Origin of the sequence: Bradyrhizobium sp. 4 (assembly GCF_023100905.1) — a bacterium.
Taxonomy (GTDB): domain Bacteria; phylum Pseudomonadota; class Alphaproteobacteria; order Rhizobiales; family Xanthobacteraceae; genus Bradyrhizobium.
The window spans coordinates 2,597,152-2,612,389 of record NZ_CP064686.1 but is presented as its reverse complement, the minus strand read 5'-3'; the positions used below and the strand labels follow the sequence as shown (position 1 = coordinate 2,612,389).

Genomic DNA, 15,238 nt, shown 5'->3' with positions numbered 1-15,238 from the left:
TTCGTCATCTGACATACGCCTAAATCGTCGTCATTTGCCTGCGCCGCCGGCTTGCGCCGCGCTACGCATGCCGGGCGAAATCTCCAGACACGAAAAAATTCGTCGACGACGGTTGCGTTTCATTGGTTCCGATGATGCGGCGATGCGGGATGACTGATTTTCTCATCGTCACGACATCAGGAGATCAACGATGCGGACGGCAACTGGCGGGCGCTGCCTCGATACGGACGACCATCGGCCCGAACCAAAGCGATGGCGTCTCGCGTCTTACGTCTTTCTGATCGCGCTGATGTTGCTGGCCATGTTCGAGCAGAAGCAAGCCAGCGACGTCTCAATTCTTGCCACCGGCCCACTGCCGGCAATCAACATTCCTTGAGTGAGGCCGCGTTGGCGCACCCTTTGCTTCGATTTGGTTTTTATTTGCATTGGACATTTCATGACTCAAACCGCGAGCGATCAAGCGTTTTTGCTCATGCTGATTTCAGCCTGCCTGGGCGCGTGTTTCGTTTGGGCGTTCTGGGAAATCGAGGAAGCCCGCCGGCGCCGGCAACGGTACGACGAGTTCACGCGCGAAGCGCAACGGCCGGTCAGGCCCGGCCATTAGCCCACGGTCCGGATCATCATGCGAGCCCTCGCAACCGCCACCATTGCGAGCGCTTTTGCTCGCGCAATCCCCGCGTCTTCGTTGCGGGCGCATGTTCTCAAGCAGCTCACTTTGTGCTGCGGAGCCGTCCTCTTCGTATGGCTGCCGTCGCTGACCCACGGGTTGGATCTCAGCGCCGGGTTGTTCTGACCGATCGGGTTCGACCATGAGCATCATTTCAGTTTGGCCCGGAGCGGCCTCTCAGGCTCCCAACCGCCACGTCGAACCGGAATCGCGAGGCATCTTCGCCTTCATCATGTCGGCGCTGCACGCCTCGCGACGGCATCAGGCAGGTCGCGTCCTGCGCCATTACGAGCACTTGCTCACCAACGAACTCAAACATGATGCCGGAGAACGAGAATGATCGTTGCGAACAGGACAGCTGAGGCAGGATTGACGGTGCGGTCTCCGCAGCGCAGTGAAATGCGTTGGCTCCTGGCGGTCGCAGCCGCATTCCTCGTCGTTCACATCGTCGCCGTGATGATCTGGGGACGCGCGTCGGCGAGCGAGGCCGCGGCTCCAGTGCAGCCGACCATATCGCCCTTGTGCGACTAACTGGGTTAGCCCTTCGAGACGACCGCGCGGCCGTAGGGCGGCTGGGCCGCGACCGGCGGGTTGGCGGTCTGGGCGGCGAGTTCGCCGATCAGGCGGTCGGCATCGGCGGCCATGCCGTCGGGCGCCTGGATCACCAGCCGCTCCAGCCCCCAGCGATAGGACGAGACGCGCTGCTCGAGGCACTGCTGCACCCACTGGATGATCAGCGAATTCTCCTGCATGCGCTCGACCGCGTCCTCCTTCTCCTTCGGCGAGAGGGAGGAGACACGCGCCATGCTGGCATTGCGCTTCTTGTCGAGGTCGATGACGCGGATCGCGGAGGCGAAGAACGGCTCGAAGCGGGTGATGTCGTTGCGCACGTCCTCCATCAGCTGCGTGTAGCGCGAAGAATGCGAACGGTGCGGCTCGTCGATCAGTGTGCGACCATACATGGTGCGGTCGAACACGATCTTTTGCCGCCAGGGCGAGGGCAGCGCCTTGTAGTCGCCGAACACACTCTTCCAGGCGGGCCGCGACAGCGGCGGTTCGATCAGCGGATAGGCGAGGTCGCGAAGCTGGCGCTCCTCGTCGGTGAGCTGGAATTGGGATGGCTTGAGGCCGACGCTGGAGGTGACTTCCGCGCCCAGCCAGCGATGCATGTCGTCGCTGCGCATGTCGGCGCGGGTCCGGCCGAAATCGCCACCACTACAGGCGGCAAGCGTCGCGCCCAGCACTGCGAGCATGATGGCCGTTACGACCGGCCGGATCTGGCGGAGGTTCTCCGGCATTTCAAGGCCGAAGGCTAGCGGCGACGACGACGGCGCCCCGGCGCTGTGCCCTGCTCCGGCCCGTGATCGCCGCTGGTTTCGTCGCTCTCGCGCTCGATGCGGATCACGGGAAGGATCAAAATCGTGCCCATGTCCGCGCGCGGAGCCACGTCCCCCGACGCGCTCACCCGGCGACCGGCCGGAAATTCGATGATGGTCCCCATATCAGCTCTCTTCAATTGCCGCGCGACCCGGCGCGCCTCTGCAACATGCATTCATTAAGATCAGTTCATGGTTAACGGGGTGTAAACGTGCCGGCGGGACCGTAACCGCACGGGCGGGACCCGGCCGTCCCGTTGCGGCACGAGAACGCTTCAAAATTGCCCGTTCGGCTTCACGCCTCGTTTTCCTTAACGAGCCTTTAAAGGAGCCCGCGATAGGCTGGCGGCGAGTATCTCTTCCAGGTCGCGTATCTCTCCATGACCAAGTCGTTGTTTCCAGGATTCGACGGGCTGATGACCCTCTCCCGTCGCGAAGGCGTCGATGTTCGTCCGACGCTGCTGCGCGTGCTGACCGACCTCTATGTCCAGTCGAGCACCCATAGCGACGACGAGCAGCGCCAGTTCGTCGAGCTCGCCACACGACTGATCGACCAGGTCGACGACGCGACGCGCGCGGCCGTCAAGTCGCGGCTTGCGATCTATCCGTCGACGCCCACGCCGATCATGCAGAAGCTCGGACTGTCGGCCGCGCAGGAGGGCCGCAGGGTTCCGCTCGCGCGCGAAATCGCGGCGCCCGTCCCTGCCCCCGCTCCTGCCCCCGCTCCTGTCCCCTTGCCGGTTCGCACGCCTAGCGACGCCGAGCTGCGCATGGCCTCGAACATGGCGATGCAGCCAAAGGACGCGGCCGATATCCACGACATGTTCTTCCGCGCCGGCGCCACCGAGCGCGCGCTGATCCTGCACAATCTGGCGGAGACGCCGCTGAAGGCCGCGCCGCGGATTCCGACCGTCCGCGCCAAGCGCGCGATCCAGATCCTCGAGATGGCGGCGATCGCGGGCGATGTCGAGAATTTCATCTTCGAGCTTTGCGACAGCCTGATCCTGCCCTCGCGCGTCGCAGCCCAGATCGTCGACGATGCAAGCGGCGAAGCGCTCGCGGTCGCCGCGCGCGCACTCGACATGCCAAGCCCGGTGTTCCAGCGCATCCTGCTGTTCTTCAAGCCGGAGATCGGCAACTCCGTGACCGACGTGTACCGACTGTCGCGGCTTTACGATCGCCTCAGCGACCGCGCGGCGCTGGTGATGCTGGCCGCCTGGCGCGGCTCGACGCTTGCCGTCACTCGTGCCAAGTACCAACCGTCGCTGCACGACAGCGAGCGCCAGCGCGCACGTGCGGGCGCAAGCCAGACGCGTCCGGGCGTGCAGCCCGGCTCCGCGCCTGCGGTGCGGACGGGGACTGACGGATCGGATCGTTAGGTCTTCGCCAGCTCGAGGAAATGCCGCCCGGCGCGGTCTTCGGTCTCGACGATCCAGATGTCGGAGTCGAAGCGGATCTCCTTGGTCAGACGCTCCTCCACCGCGGACTCCGGCATCGGCTGCGGCGCAAGCGGCACGAAGAAGCGATCGACCGGCCGACCGTCGTCATAAGAGGTCTGCGGCGCCGGCACATAGAGCATCGCATTGCCGTCAAGCAGCGAGACCTTCACGAACACCGCACCCGCCTCCTCGGCGCCGCGACGACGCACCGCGCCGTACACGCCCTCGGTCTGGCACCGGCGCAGATAGGCTGAGACCCAGATGTTTGATTTCAAACGCATGGAGGCCACGATAGGACAGCGCTGCAATCAGCACCAGCCTTCGCACAACATCACGACTATTCGACGGGGTGGCCGATCGCGGCGCCGAGCTCGCGGAGCAGGCGGTCGGACAGCTGGCCGGTGACCTGCATCTTGTGCTCGCGCTCGAATTTCTGGATCGCGGACTGGGTCTCGGCGCCCATCGCGCCCGTGATCTTCAAATTCCCGTAGCCGTATTCGGAGAGCGCGCGCTGCACGCCGGCGATGCGCCGCGCGGCCGGGCCCTGCTGCACGGGGATTGGCGCCGGCGGACGTGAGACGGAGGGCGGCGCCGAAATCGTTTGCTTGACCAGATTGGTCATGGGATCGCCCAAGCGCGGCGTCGATGCAGTCGCCTCGACGGGCCTCTCCGGCGGCTTGTCTGCAGGTTTGGGCTCGGCACGAAACTCCGTCGCTCTCGGCTCGAGCGGAGAGGTATCGGCGCCGACGGGACGCGGACGGGGCAAGGGGTTCGACAGCGCCATGGACGACGGTGCGGGAAGATTGATCACGGTACCGAACATCGGCGCCGGGTGCCGGCCGGTCTGCAGGAACAGCGCATTGGCAACGATCGCGCCGATGGCGGCAACGGCGACGAGACCGGCCAGCGTATCCTTGGGGCTATGCAGCAGCACGCGCAGCACAAGATTGCGCTCGGTCTCGACATCGATGACCGCGGCCTTGGCGCCACGGCGGCGCGGAGCGGCTTCGTCCTTGGCAGACTTCTTAGGCACTTTTCTTCACCAGAGCGGGTTGGTCCTGAACTTGGTCGTGAGGATGGTCGTGAAGTTCGTGGTCCTGAAGTTCCTGGCGCAGCACCGGCGTCAAGGTCGCGATCTTGCTCTCGCTCGCCTTGCTGTCGGACATCTTGCCATCAGAAGTCTTCATATCAGACGTCTTGGCCTGCGGCGTGTAGACCAGCGGCAGCTTGACGGTGACGGCAGTGCCCTCGCCCAGCCTGCTTTGTACCGTCAATTCGCCGAGATGCAACGCCACCAGGCTCTTCACGATCGAAAGTCCGAGGCCGGTGCCTTCGTGACGGCGCTGATAGGTCTTGCCGGCCTGGAAGAACGGCGCGCCGATGCGCTTGAGATCGTCAGGCGCGATGCCTATACCGGTGTCGCTGACGCGCAGCGCAAGCTGCGAACCCGAGACCGCGGCTGTGACGGTGACCTGACCGCCGCGCTCGGTGAACTTGACGGCGTTGGCGACGAGATTGAGCACGATCTGCTTGAAGGCGCGTGGATCGCCGGTCATGACAGGCAGGTCCTGCGGCGCATCGGTGACGAGATCGACGCCGTTCTCCCGCGCCTTCAGCGCCAGCAGATTGCAGCAATGCATCAATGATGCACGCGGCGCGAACGGTTCCGACGCCATCTCGAAATTGCCCGACTCCATCTTGGACATGTCCAGGATGCCGTTGACGACCGAGAGCAGATGCTGGCCGGAATCGTTGATGAGCTGGGCGTATTCCCTCCGCTGGGCCGCGCCCAGCATCAAGGTCTGCTCCTGCGTGATCATCTCGGAGAAACCGATGATGGCGTTGAGCGGCGTGCGCAGCTCATGGCTCATGGTGGCGAGGAAGCGCGTCTTGGCGGCGTCGGCCGCCTCTGCAGCGCGGCGTGCCTCGTCGAACGCCTGCTCTCCGAGCTTGCGGTCGGTGACATCGCGCATCACGGCGACGACATCGGCCTCGCGCGTGGCATCACGGCCCATATCCTGATCGAGCGGGCGGCACCGCATCTCGACCCAGATGAAGTCAACCTGGCCGCGTTCCGAGCCGGCACGTTCCCGGCGCAACCGGAACTCGACGCTGCGCACGTCGCCGCGCGCAGCATCGGACAGCGCCGTCAGATACGCCGGCCGATCGGCGACATGGACCCGATCGAACAGGCCGTGGCCGAGCAGTTGCGCGACGGGCACGCCGAGCATGGCTTCCACTGCCGGTGAAATGAACTGCACCGCGCCGTTGCGCTGATGCCGCGAGATGACGTCGCTCATATTCCGCGCCAGGAGGCGGTAACGCTCCTCCTCCCGCGACAGCAGCGCCACGCTGGTGCGCGCGAGCGATTCCGCGCCGAAAGCCAGGCCCGCGGCATAGAGCGTCGCCGAGGCGACGCCGAACGCCATCAGCACGCCGCGTTCCGCAGCGCTGGTGTCGCCAATCGGCAGCCAGCCGAGCTGGCTGACGAGGATCAGGATGCCGGCGCAGGACAGTGCCAGCAGCGATGCAAAGGCCGCGACGCGGCGCGAGGCCGACAGCGCAGCTTCGAGGGGAACCACAACCAGCCAGATCGCGGCGAAGGATTCGATGCCGCCAGTCGTCACCGCAACCGCCATGATCAGGCCCGAGAGCGCCAGCGACGACAGCACATGCGCGCCTTCGTAACGGCCGGTGCGCGACAGGAACCAGGACAACAGGATCGGCGCAATCAGCCAGGCGAAGGCCGCGACCTCAATCGCGCTCGGCGCGCCGCGCATGGCGAGATAGACCGGGAATGCGGCGAAGGCGGCCAGGCTGCCGAGCAGCCGCGGGGCCATGAAGGCACGATGGCGCGCTCGCGTCAGCGCGTCGTAACGCGCGGAGGGATGCAGCAGCGCATCGAGACAATCGCGGATGATACTCAAAACTGTCACGGGTCTCGCGCTTCGGCTCATTCGTCGGGAAGACGCGCCGGAACGCCTCCTTATCGTTGAGCCACCGTGTCAGAGCGACCTTAAACGAACACTAAGGCAGCGCGGCGCGCCGCCGGACACCGCGTCATCGCAGGGCTTTTTAGACGATTTGACGACGTCATCGGCGAGGATGGTGAACACAGGGTTTCCCCGTGATCCGCATGGTTTCGAAATGGTGGACGGGCGCGGCCGCAGAGCTCACGGCACGGAAGTCAATCGAAAATTTACGACACCGTCGATTGCAAAGATTCTTGAGTCAATTTTCCGCGAATTAAGCGGAAGGCAATCACTTGCGATTTATCGAGAGTTGCTAGGTCCGACATCCGCGGAGATCGCCGCGACGGGGTCTAACATACAGGTCGCAAGATGCGCTTTCTGCTTCGCATCACATTCTGGCTCGGGCTGGTGCTGGTGCTCCTGCCGCGGGACAAGACGCCCGAATCGGACAAGCTGCCGCAGATCGGCGCTGCCGACGCGGTGCAGGCTGCGACCGCGGCCGTCTCCGACATGACCCAGTTCTGCAAGCGCCAGCCGGCGGCCTGCGAGGTCGGCGGACAGGCCGCGACCATCATCGGCCAGCGCGCGCAGGACGGCGCAAAGAAGATCTACCAGATCATCAACGACAAAAAAGAGCAGCTCGAGAAGCCCGACAAGAAGGCGCCCGACCACACCGGCTCGATCGCGCTGGCCGGCGAAGGCGATACCGCAACCAGCGAAGCGCCGCGCGACACCCTGTCCCAGGACGACCTCGCGCTGGAATGGCGCGGCCCTGCGCCCGCACCGGCGAATTAGCGCCCAAACCCTATCGATTTCGGCGCTTTGCGTCCCTATATTGGCCTGAACGGGAACTTTGGGCCAGCATGACGACGATCGACGAAATCAGGGATAATTTCGAGATTCTGGACGAGTGGGACGACCGCTATCGGTACGTCATCGAGCTCGGCCGCACCCTGGAACCGATGTCCGAGGCTGAGCATTCGGCCGAGAACAAGGTCAATGGCTGTGTCAGCCAGGTCTGGCTTCAGAAGCTGATCGATCATCGCGATGGCGGCCAGCCGGTCCTGACATATCGCGGCGACAGTGACGCCCACATCGTGCGCGGGCTGGTCGCGATCGTGCTGTCGCTTTACTCCGGCCGCACGCCTCAGGAGATTCTTGCAACCGATGCCATTGCCGTATTCGACGAGTTCGGCTTTCGCGATCATCTGACGCCGCAGCGTTCCAACGGCCTGCGCTCGATGGTCGAGCGCATCAAGACCGACGCGAAAGAGGCGCTCGCGGAAGCGTCGTAGAAAATCTACTTCCGCTTCCGCTGCTGCTGTCCCAGTCCCATCTGCTTCGCAAGCTGCGAGCGGGCCACCGCATAGTTTGGCGCGACCATGGGATAGTCGGCCGGCAGGCCCCATTTCTCGCGATATTGCTCCGGCGTCATGTTGTATTGGGTGCGCAGATGGCGCTTCAGCGACTTGAAGCGCTTGCCGTCTTCCAGGCAGACCAGATAATCGGGCGCGATCGACTTCTTCAGCGAGACCGCCGGCTTCGCGGGCTCAAGCGGCACCGTCTCGGTGCGGCCCGACGAAACGCGCACCAGCGCGCCATGCACCTGGCTGATCAGGTTCGGAATCTCAGCCGCAGGCGTCGGATTGTTGCTGAGATAGGCCGACACGATGCCTGCCGTCAGCTCAATGAAATTCTTAGCCCCGGCATCCGACATCGCCCCGCCTTTCTCCACCTTGCGTCTCACGGGAGAGACGACGTCAGAGTATTCCGTGTCAACAATACGTTTGGCTGAAATGGGACGACTGAGGAGTATGGGCTGATTTACTGACGAACCAACAAGAACGCCAGCGCTTTACTTGGCTGCGCCAGAGTTGAATACGCGCTCTTCAAGCGCCCCGCTGGTCAAGGTGGGAGCGCAGTTCGTCGATCGAGGCAAAGCGCATCATCCCCTCCGGCATCTGGGCTTCGATCGAGCCATCGGAGTAGAGCGAATAGGCCATGCCGTCGACGATGCCGGATTTGAGCACGGTCACGGGCGCCTGCTCGGCCGCGGCCGTCGGCTCCGGTGCAGGTGACGGAGCAGCCTCCGCGAAGGTCGACGGCGAGCGTGGTGGCGGGCGCCGCGAGGCGGCCGGCGGCTCTGCAGGCCTCATGCGATCCGGCTTCGGCCAGGCGTCGTCAAAGCTCGCAGGCGGCGCCTCCGGGGCGGCAGGCTCCCCCGACGGCTCGGCATGCGGCAGCGGCGGCACGCCCTCGCCGGTCTTCGCCTCCGCGCGCTCGCGCTCCTTGCGGGAGGTCGAGGCGAACAGCAAGTTGCGCCGGCGCGGCGGCTCCGGAACCTCAGGCGGGCTCGGAGCTTCCGGCGGTGGCGGAGGTTCGACGCGCGGTCGCTCGCGCGCGGCTGCTTCGTTCTGCCAGGGCGGCGGGCCTGCGGCCGGCAATGGCGGCGCCGGCTCCATCTTCTCCGCGCCCGGCTCAGGCGAGGGGGCAGGCGTTCCAGGCATCCCGAGACCCGGCAGTACGGGCCGGACCCGAACGTCGGATGGTGCGATTGATCCAGCGAGCCGGCGGGCCATGCCCTTCAATTCCGCGACCACGACGTAGAGGCCGGCCAGTAACATTCCGGAGCAGACGCCGATGGTGCCGGAGATTATGAGGGTACTGCCGAGACTGAATTCCCTGACGGTGAAGCCGAACAGGATCGCAAGGAGGCCCGCCAAAACGGCGAAAATCCCCGCGATCAACAATACCAACGCCATCGAACTCACCCCCGGCCGCGCAGCCACACGCGACACTCGTCACGCCACGATACCGTCATCCGGTGTTCCACGCCAACGTCGAATTATAGCCTGCGTTCCTAAAGGAAAGGAAATCAGGGACTTATTCACATTCCCTTCAGCTACGGCTCGCTACTTCTAAGCTGCTCTCGAGCTGGTCGGATTTGCTGCGTCGCATCAGGAATTTAGCCATAATGCCCAATTACTTGGTAATGGAACTGCGCTATAGGGATTCCGGGGAGCAGGCCCGCGCGCACCAGCAGGGCCAAGAGGGGATTCCGGGTCACCAATAGCCATGACATCCATCACGACTTCGGCGATCGACACGCCTCTGCGGCGCTCGGTTGAACGGACTTGCGACGATCTCGCCATGCTGGTGCTGGCTGCGGTCGCCGTCATTGCCGGTTTGACCTTCCGCGACTACGGGCTCGGCTGGGACGACTACACCCACGCCGAATATGCTGACCTGCTGCTGCGCATGTTCGGTTCCGGTTTCAAGGACACCGCGGCACTCTCCTTCGCCAACCTTTACATGTATGGCGGCGGCTTCGACATGGTCGCGGCCCTCCTGCACAAGGTGATTCCGCTCGAGCTGTTCGAGACGCGCCGTCTGGTCGGCGCCGTCGTCGGCGTGATCGGACTTGCGGTGACGTGGCGGCTCGGCCGCCGTATCGGCGGCCCCCTTGCGGGACTTGCCTCGCTCCTGCTGCTCGCGCTCTGCCCGATCTTCTACGGCCACATGTTCATGAACCCGAAGGATGCGCCCTTCGCGGTGGCCATGATCATCCTGATGCTGGGTCTCGTCCGCCTCGCCGAGGAATATCCGCAGCCTTCGCCGCGCACGATCCTGATCGTCGGCCTTGGTGCCGGCCTCTCGCTCGGCACCCGCATCCTCGGCGGCCTTGCGCTGGTCTATGCCGTGATCGGCTTCATGCCGCTGTTCCTGGAGGAACTGCGTAGCGAGGGCCTGCGCGAGTCGGTCCGCCGCTTCGCTTATGTCGTCTACGTGCTGCTGCCCGGCCTCGTGCTCGGCTACCTCGTGATGGGGCTGATCTGGCCGTGGTCGATCATGGAGCCCGGCAATCCCTTCGAGGCGCTGACCTACTTCTCGCACTTCTTCGAGAAACCCTGGAAGGAGATGTTCGACGGCGCGATCGTATCCGTGCCCGACATGCCGTGGTCCTATCTGCCGACGCTGTTCGCGCTTCAGTTGCCCGAGGTGATGCTGGTGCTGATGTTCGGCGCCGTGATCGGCACCTTCGCACTGCTGCCGCGTCGCGAGGTTCCCGCACGCCGCAAGACCATCCTGCTGATGCTCACGCTCGCCGCGACGCTGCCGCTCGCGATCGCGATGGTGAAGCGACCGGCGCTGTACAACGGCATCCGCCATTTCGTCTTCGTGATCCCGCCGATGGCGGTGCTCGGCGGCGTCGCCTTTGGCTGGGCCATGGAGCGGCTGCGCGCCAATCACCGCACGTGGCAGCCGGTCGTGCTCGCCACCTTCTGCTTTGGCCTTGCGCTCTCGCTCGCCGAGATGATCCGCCTGCATCCCTATCAATACACCCACTTCAACCACATCGCCGGCACCGTGCGCGGCGCCGACGACCGCTTCATGCTGGATTATTGGGGCCTGGCGCTGAAGCAGGCCTCGGACGAATTGCGCGAGCAACTGGTCGAACGCCAGGAAGTGCCGCCGCGCAACCGCAAATGGAAGGTCGCCGTGTGCGGTCCGCAGCGCCCCGCCCAGGTCGCGCTCGGCCCCGACTTCACCATCGGCTGGGATTCCAATGCCGCCGACTTCGCCATGACGCTCGGTGAATTCTACTGCAAGGGCCTCACCGCGCCCGTGCTGGTCGAGATCAAGCGCGACGACGTGGTGTTCGCCCGCGTCTACGACATCCGCGGCAGCAGCATTTCCAGCCTGCTCTCGATCCCGGCACCGTAATAAATTTCTCCGGATCGTAGCCCGGGTGAGCGCAGCGACATCCGGGGCCTATCAGGCAGCCCCGCATGTCGCGTCGCTCATGCGGACTACGCTGGACTGCCGCGCTTTGTGTGCCTTGCTGGCAGCTCGCGGCAGGACTACGCTCCGTCCCCGCAACAACGATGTTCGGAGAGATCAACCATGTCGCCAGCGGAAGCGCGCCTGAAGGAAGTGCCGTCGAACATGACGGAGGCCGAGTGGCAGCAACGGGTCAATCTCGCCGCCTGCTATCGCCTCGTCTCGCTCTACGGCTGGGACGATTTGGTCGACACCCACATCTCCGCGCGCGTGCCCGGCCCCGACCATCATTTCCTCATCAATCCCTACGGGCTGATGTTCGACGAGATCACGGCGTCGAGCCTGGTCAAGGTCGATCTGCACGGCAACCAGCTCTCCGAGAGCGAGTACAGCATCAACCCCGCCGGTTTCACCATCCATTCGGCGATCCACGAGGTGCGCGAGGACGCCATCTGCGTGCTGCATCTCCACACCCTCGACGGCACCGCGGTCTCGAGCAGCGCCGAAGGGCTGCTGCCGCTGAACCAGACCGCCCAGCTCGTCACCCACGACCTCGCCTATCACGACTACGAAGGCATCGCGCTCGACCACGACGAGCGGCCGCGGCTGCAGAAGGACCTCGGCGACCACAACCACATGCTGCTGCGCAACCACGGCACGATGACGGTCGGCCGGTCGGTGGCCTCGGCCTTCGAGCGCATGTATCACCTTGAGCGGGCCTGCTCGATGCAGGTACGTACGCGCGCGCTGGGCACGCCGGTCTATCCGGTCGACGATGTCGCGATCGACAAGAACACCGAGCTGCTCGCCAACCGCGACCGCGCCGAGTTGCGCGCCACCAACCTCGTGTGGCCGCCACTGCTGCGCAAGCTGGACCGCGAGCTTCCGGGCTACCGCTCTTGAGATTTTCGGGATTTGGTGTAGGGTAGGTCTCAACACCCTCTACACATTTTCGGAATGAAACGCCGCCCAATTCCGGGCGGCGTTTTTATTTGGCCCCGTCATTGCGAGGAGCGAAGCGACGAAGCAATCCAGGCTGTCTCTGCGGAGAGATTCTGGATTGCTTCGCTACGCTCGCAATGACGAGGACAGAGCGCCCGCTACTTCACCTCCGCCAGCGCCGCGAGGATGCGCGCCCAGGAACGGATGCCTTTCTGGAAGCTGCGGAGGTCGTATTTCTCGTTCGGCGAGTGGATATTGTCGTCGTCGAGGCCGAAACCCACGAGCAGCGAGTCGAGCCCCAGCGTGCGCTTGAAGTCCGCGACGATCGGGATCGAGGCGCCCGATCCCATCAGCACGGTCTCCTTGCCCCATTCCTCGGTCAGCGCGGTCTTGGCCGCGGCAAGCGGCTTCATGTTCCAGTCGAGCGCAATCGCGGGCCCGGCAGAGTGGTCGCCGAACTCGACCTTGCAGTCCCCCGGAATGCGCGCAGTCACGTACTCACGGAAAGCTTTGCGGATCTTCGCGGGATCCTGGCCTTCGACCAGCCGGAACGAGACCTTGGCCGATGCGTGCGACGGGATCACCGTCTTCGAGCCCTCACCGATATAACCGCCCCAGATGCCGTTGACGTCACAGGTCGGACGCGTGGAAGCCTGCTCGACCAGGAGCCTGCCCTTCTCGCCGGCCGGTATCGATAGTCCAACCGGCTTAAGGAACGTGTCCGGCGTGAAATCGAGCTTCTTCCACTGCGCGAGAATGTCCGACGGCGTGTCCTTCACCCCGTCATAGAAGCCGGGAATGGTGATACGGTTGTCATCGTCGAACAGCCCGCCGAGAATTTTGGTCAGCACCCGGATCGGGTTCATCGCGCTGCCGCCGAACACGCCGGAATGCAGGTCGCGATTGGCGGCGGTGATCTTGAGCTCCTCATAGAGCAGACCGCGCAGCGAGGTCGTGATCGCGGGCGTGTTGCGGTCCCACATGCCGGTGTCGCAGACCAGCACGTAGTCAGCCTTAAACTCGTCCTTGTTGGCTTCGATGAAGGGCACGAAGTTCTTCGAGCCGACTTCTTCCTCGCCTTCGATCAGGAAAGTGACGTCGATCGGCAGCGATCCCGTCACCTTCTTCCAGGCGCGGCAGGCCTCGACGAAAGTCATGACCTGACCCTTGTCGTCCTCGGCGCCGCGCGCCACGATGATCTTGCGGCCGTCGGCATGGTCGGTCACAACAGGCTCAAATGGCGGACGGTGCCAGAGCTCGATCGGATCGACCGGCTGCACATCATAGTGGCCGTAGAACAGCACATGCGGCCGGCCGCCCGCGACGCTCTTGCCAACGACCGCGGGGTGGCCGGCGGTCGGCCTCACTTCAGTCGCAACGCCGAGGCTCGCGATGTCCCTGGCAAGATGCTCGGCCGCCGCCTTGCAATCGGCCGCGAAGGCCGGATCGGCGGAGATCGACTTGATCCGCAACAGCGAGAACAGGCGCTCCAGGCTGTTGTCGAACTCCTTGTCGATGTGGTCGAGCACGGATTGAAGCTGCGCATTTGCCATTGTCGTATTCCCTGCGTTCGAATCCCAAGACGTCGGGGCTCAAGCTGTCTTCTCAAGAACTATCGGCTTTTAGCGCTGCCGCGGCGTTGGGGCCAGCCGCAACCGGCGGATGCCGGATGTGCCATGCGAGACTAGCTGCGAGGACCGCTGTGGCGACGAGGTTATTGCCCCAAGCCTGAAAGACATTGGGAAACCACGGCAGTGCCAGCAGCATGAGCATGCCGGCGGCGCCAAGGGAAAGCCAGGTTCCCAGGCGCACGTTCGCCCGCTCGTCGAAGGCGGCACGATGCATCAGCACCGTCATCGGGAAGAACAGCCACATGAAGTAGTATTGCCGCGCCAGGGGCGATGCCACCGTCATCAGGCAGAACAGGATGCCGAGCTCCTCGGCGTCCGAGCGCGCCGTACGCCGCGCTTGCCGTGGCATGACCGCGACGAAGCCCAATCCGAGCAAGGCCGACAGCGCCAGCACGATCCAGTTCGCCGTCCTGAAATCGACGTCGATGACATTCATCGTGCGCGGCGGCTTGTTGGAATCCTCCTGATTGTAGTTGATCGGCCGGACCAGCCGGTGCGTGACGGCAATGAGTGACTGGTTCACCCACGACCAGTTCTGCTCGTCGCGCTGGCCAAATCCTTTTTCCGAGCTCGACCCGACCATGCCCTGATACCAGGTCTTGACCTCGGCGGCGTTGCGCTCGAAGCCGCGTATGGGGGCCGGCACGATATAGAGAAGCATGCCGGTGAAGGCGACAGTAGCGACGGCGGCTCCCCAGTTTCGACGCCAGACCAGATAGGGCAGCACCGCAATGGGAAACACCTTGATGGCGGTGGCGAGCGCGAACATCAAGCCTGCGAGCCAGGAGCGTTGATGCTGCAAGCTCCAGAAGCCGTAGAGCATCATCGCCAGCAGCACGAGGTTCGGCTGGCCAAGATCGAACATGTCGAACACGAAGGTCACGGTGACGAGAGCCGGCAGCGCCTCCAGCCAGGGGCCAGGCGTGCGGCCCGAACCGGTCATGGCGTTGGAGAGCATCCCGGTGTACCACCACGCCGTAATATTCAGGATCGACAGCACGCTGTAGAGCGCGATCTTGCCGAACCAGCTCGGGATCGCCAGCAGGATCGCCGGCAGCGGTGGGTAGATGAACTCGAAGTACGCACCGATGTCGCCGGGATAGAGCGGCCCACCCTTTAAGACCTGCTGCCCGGCCCAGTACCACAGGCCATAGTCCTTGGTTTTGCCGTGCCCGAAGATCTCGGGTCCGAGGACATCGGCAGCCAGGATGAAGCAGCAGAGCAGGAAGAGCAGGTCGAGCGGCGCACGCAACGACAGGTTTCGGAATGCGCCGGGTCGGACGAAAGATTCAGGTGAGGTCACGATGTGGTCCAGTCAGGGGCCATAGCACCTAGCAGACCAACGGACGCTTGGAGAGTCCTGATCACCCGAATTTGTACCCGCCGCGCACAAGCGGCGGGTCTGCGGATGAATTGCCTCAAACGAGGC

General features: G+C 64.2%; 18 protein-coding genes. 9 read left to right on the top strand and 9 right to left on the bottom strand.

What is annotated here, in order from left to right:
* The first annotated feature begins 190 nt into the window (after positions 1 to 190).
* The 4 genes from IVB45_RS11935 (at position 191) to IVB45_RS38910 (ending at position 1,198) form a co-directional block, all read left to right on the top strand.
* Positions 191 to 376 (top strand): hypothetical protein, encoded by a 186-nt coding sequence (locus IVB45_RS11935; RefSeq protein WP_027569072.1) that lies wholly within the window; start codon positions 191 to 193, stop codon positions 374 to 376.
* A 60-nt stretch (positions 377 to 436) separates the two neighbouring features.
* Positions 437 to 604 (top strand): hypothetical protein, encoded by a 168-nt coding sequence (locus tag IVB45_RS11930; protein WP_247359867.1) that lies wholly within the window; start codon positions 437 to 439, stop codon positions 602 to 604.
* Positions 605 to 809: 205 nt separating this feature from the next.
* Positions 810 to 1,007: a hypothetical protein gene (locus IVB45_RS11925; protein WP_247359868.1), complete on the top strand. Its 198-nt coding sequence runs from the start codon at positions 810 to 812 to the stop codon at positions 1,005 to 1,007.
* Between the two features lie 59 nt (positions 1,008 to 1,066).
* The gene (locus IVB45_RS38910; protein WP_256379048.1) at positions 1,067 to 1,198 is read left to right on the top strand and encodes a hypothetical protein; all 132 of its coding nucleotides are present in this window, start codon (positions 1,067 to 1,069) and stop codon (positions 1,196 to 1,198) included.
* Positions 1,199 to 1,203: 5 nt separating this feature from the next.
* On the opposite strand, the gene IVB45_RS11920 is transcribed toward IVB45_RS38910, so the two are convergent.
* Both IVB45_RS11920 and IVB45_RS11915 read right to left on the bottom strand, forming a co-directional pair.
* Complete coding sequence (locus tag IVB45_RS11920) at positions 1,204 to 1,965, bottom strand: hypothetical protein (RefSeq protein ID WP_085395547.1); 762 nt, start codon at positions 1,963 to 1,965, stop codon at positions 1,204 to 1,206.
* Between the two features lie 14 nt (positions 1,966 to 1,979).
* On the bottom strand, positions 1,980 to 2,168 hold the full coding sequence (locus IVB45_RS11915; RefSeq protein ID WP_027516916.1) for a hypothetical protein: 189 nt from the start codon (positions 2,166 to 2,168) through the stop codon (positions 1,980 to 1,982).
* 255 nt (positions 2,169 to 2,423) lie between these two features.
* Between IVB45_RS11915 and IVB45_RS11910 the strand changes: the two genes are divergently transcribed.
* The gene (locus IVB45_RS11910; RefSeq protein ID WP_247359869.1) at positions 2,424 to 3,422 is read left to right on the top strand and encodes a DUF2336 domain-containing protein; all 999 of its coding nucleotides are present in this window, start codon (positions 2,424 to 2,426) and stop codon (positions 3,420 to 3,422) included.
* On the opposite strand, the gene IVB45_RS11905 is transcribed toward IVB45_RS11910, so the two are convergent.
* Genes IVB45_RS11905 through IVB45_RS11895 form a run of 3 tightly spaced genes read right to left on the bottom strand, consistent with a single transcriptional unit; the run spans position 3,419 to position 6,439 of the window.
* Positions 3,419 to 3,763 (bottom strand): DUF1491 family protein, encoded by a 345-nt coding sequence (locus IVB45_RS11905; protein ID WP_027569068.1) that lies wholly within the window; start codon positions 3,761 to 3,763, stop codon positions 3,419 to 3,421. The genes IVB45_RS11910 and IVB45_RS11905 overlap by 4 nt on opposite strands.
* A 56-nt stretch (positions 3,764 to 3,819) precedes the next feature.
* Positions 3,820 to 4,515 carry a peptidoglycan-binding domain-containing protein gene (locus tag IVB45_RS11900; protein ID WP_247359870.1) on the bottom strand — a complete coding sequence of 232 codons (696 nt, stop codon included), beginning with the start codon at positions 4,513 to 4,515 and terminating at the stop codon, positions 3,820 to 3,822.
* The gene (locus IVB45_RS11895) at positions 4,508 to 6,439 is read right to left on the bottom strand and encodes a PAS domain-containing sensor histidine kinase (protein WP_247359871.1); all 1,932 of its coding nucleotides are present in this window, start codon (positions 6,437 to 6,439) and stop codon (positions 4,508 to 4,510) included. Before IVB45_RS11895 ends, IVB45_RS11900 begins: the two co-directional genes overlap by 8 nt.
* Positions 6,440 to 6,823: 384 nt before the next feature.
* On the opposite strand from IVB45_RS11895, the gene IVB45_RS11890 reads away from it, so the two are divergent.
* Both IVB45_RS11890 and IVB45_RS11885 read left to right on the top strand, forming a co-directional pair.
* Positions 6,824 to 7,249, top strand: a complete 426-nt coding sequence (locus tag IVB45_RS11890; protein WP_247359872.1) for a DUF5330 domain-containing protein — start codon at positions 6,824 to 6,826, stop codon at positions 7,247 to 7,249.
* A gap of 68 nt (positions 7,250 to 7,317) precedes the next feature.
* Positions 7,318 to 7,749, top strand: a complete 432-nt coding sequence (locus tag IVB45_RS11885; RefSeq protein WP_247359873.1) for a SufE family protein — start codon at positions 7,318 to 7,320, stop codon at positions 7,747 to 7,749.
* Positions 7,750 to 7,754: 5 nt separating this feature from the next.
* Here the strand turns inward: IVB45_RS11885 and IVB45_RS11880 are convergent, their stop codons facing one another.
* Positions 7,755 to 8,171, bottom strand: coding sequence for a MucR family transcriptional regulator (locus IVB45_RS11880; RefSeq protein WP_027569063.1), 417 nt, complete (start codon positions 8,169 to 8,171; stop codon positions 7,755 to 7,757).
* A 172-nt stretch (positions 8,172 to 8,343) separates the two neighbouring features.
* Complete coding sequence (locus tag IVB45_RS11875; RefSeq protein ID WP_247359874.1) at positions 8,344 to 9,216, bottom strand: DUF308 domain-containing protein; 873 nt, start codon at positions 9,214 to 9,216, stop codon at positions 8,344 to 8,346.
* 313 nt (positions 9,217 to 9,529) lie between these two features.
* Between IVB45_RS11875 and IVB45_RS11870 the strand changes: the two genes are divergently transcribed.
* Entirely contained in the window at positions 9,530 to 11,179 is a 1,650-nt protein-coding gene (locus IVB45_RS11870) for a glycosyltransferase family 39 protein (RefSeq protein ID WP_247359875.1), read from the top strand.
* Positions 11,180 to 11,359: 180 nt separating this feature from the next.
* Positions 11,360 to 12,139 (top strand): class II aldolase/adducin family protein, encoded by a 780-nt coding sequence (locus tag IVB45_RS11865; RefSeq protein ID WP_007593534.1) that lies wholly within the window; start codon positions 11,360 to 11,362, stop codon positions 12,137 to 12,139.
* A gap of 197 nt (positions 12,140 to 12,336) precedes the next feature.
* Here IVB45_RS11865 and IVB45_RS11860 read toward each other — a convergent pair whose 3' ends face one another.
* Together IVB45_RS11860 and IVB45_RS11855 are read right to left on the bottom strand one after the other, a co-directional pair.
* Positions 12,337 to 13,731, bottom strand: a complete 1,395-nt coding sequence (locus tag IVB45_RS11860; protein WP_247359876.1) for a M20/M25/M40 family metallo-hydrolase — start codon at positions 13,729 to 13,731, stop codon at positions 12,337 to 12,339.
* Positions 13,732 to 13,783: 52 nt separating this feature from the next.
* Positions 13,784 to 15,112, bottom strand: a complete 1,329-nt coding sequence (locus tag IVB45_RS11855; protein ID WP_247359877.1) for a glycosyltransferase family 87 protein — start codon at positions 15,110 to 15,112, stop codon at positions 13,784 to 13,786.
* Between the last annotated feature and the right edge of the window lie 126 nt (positions 15,113 to 15,238).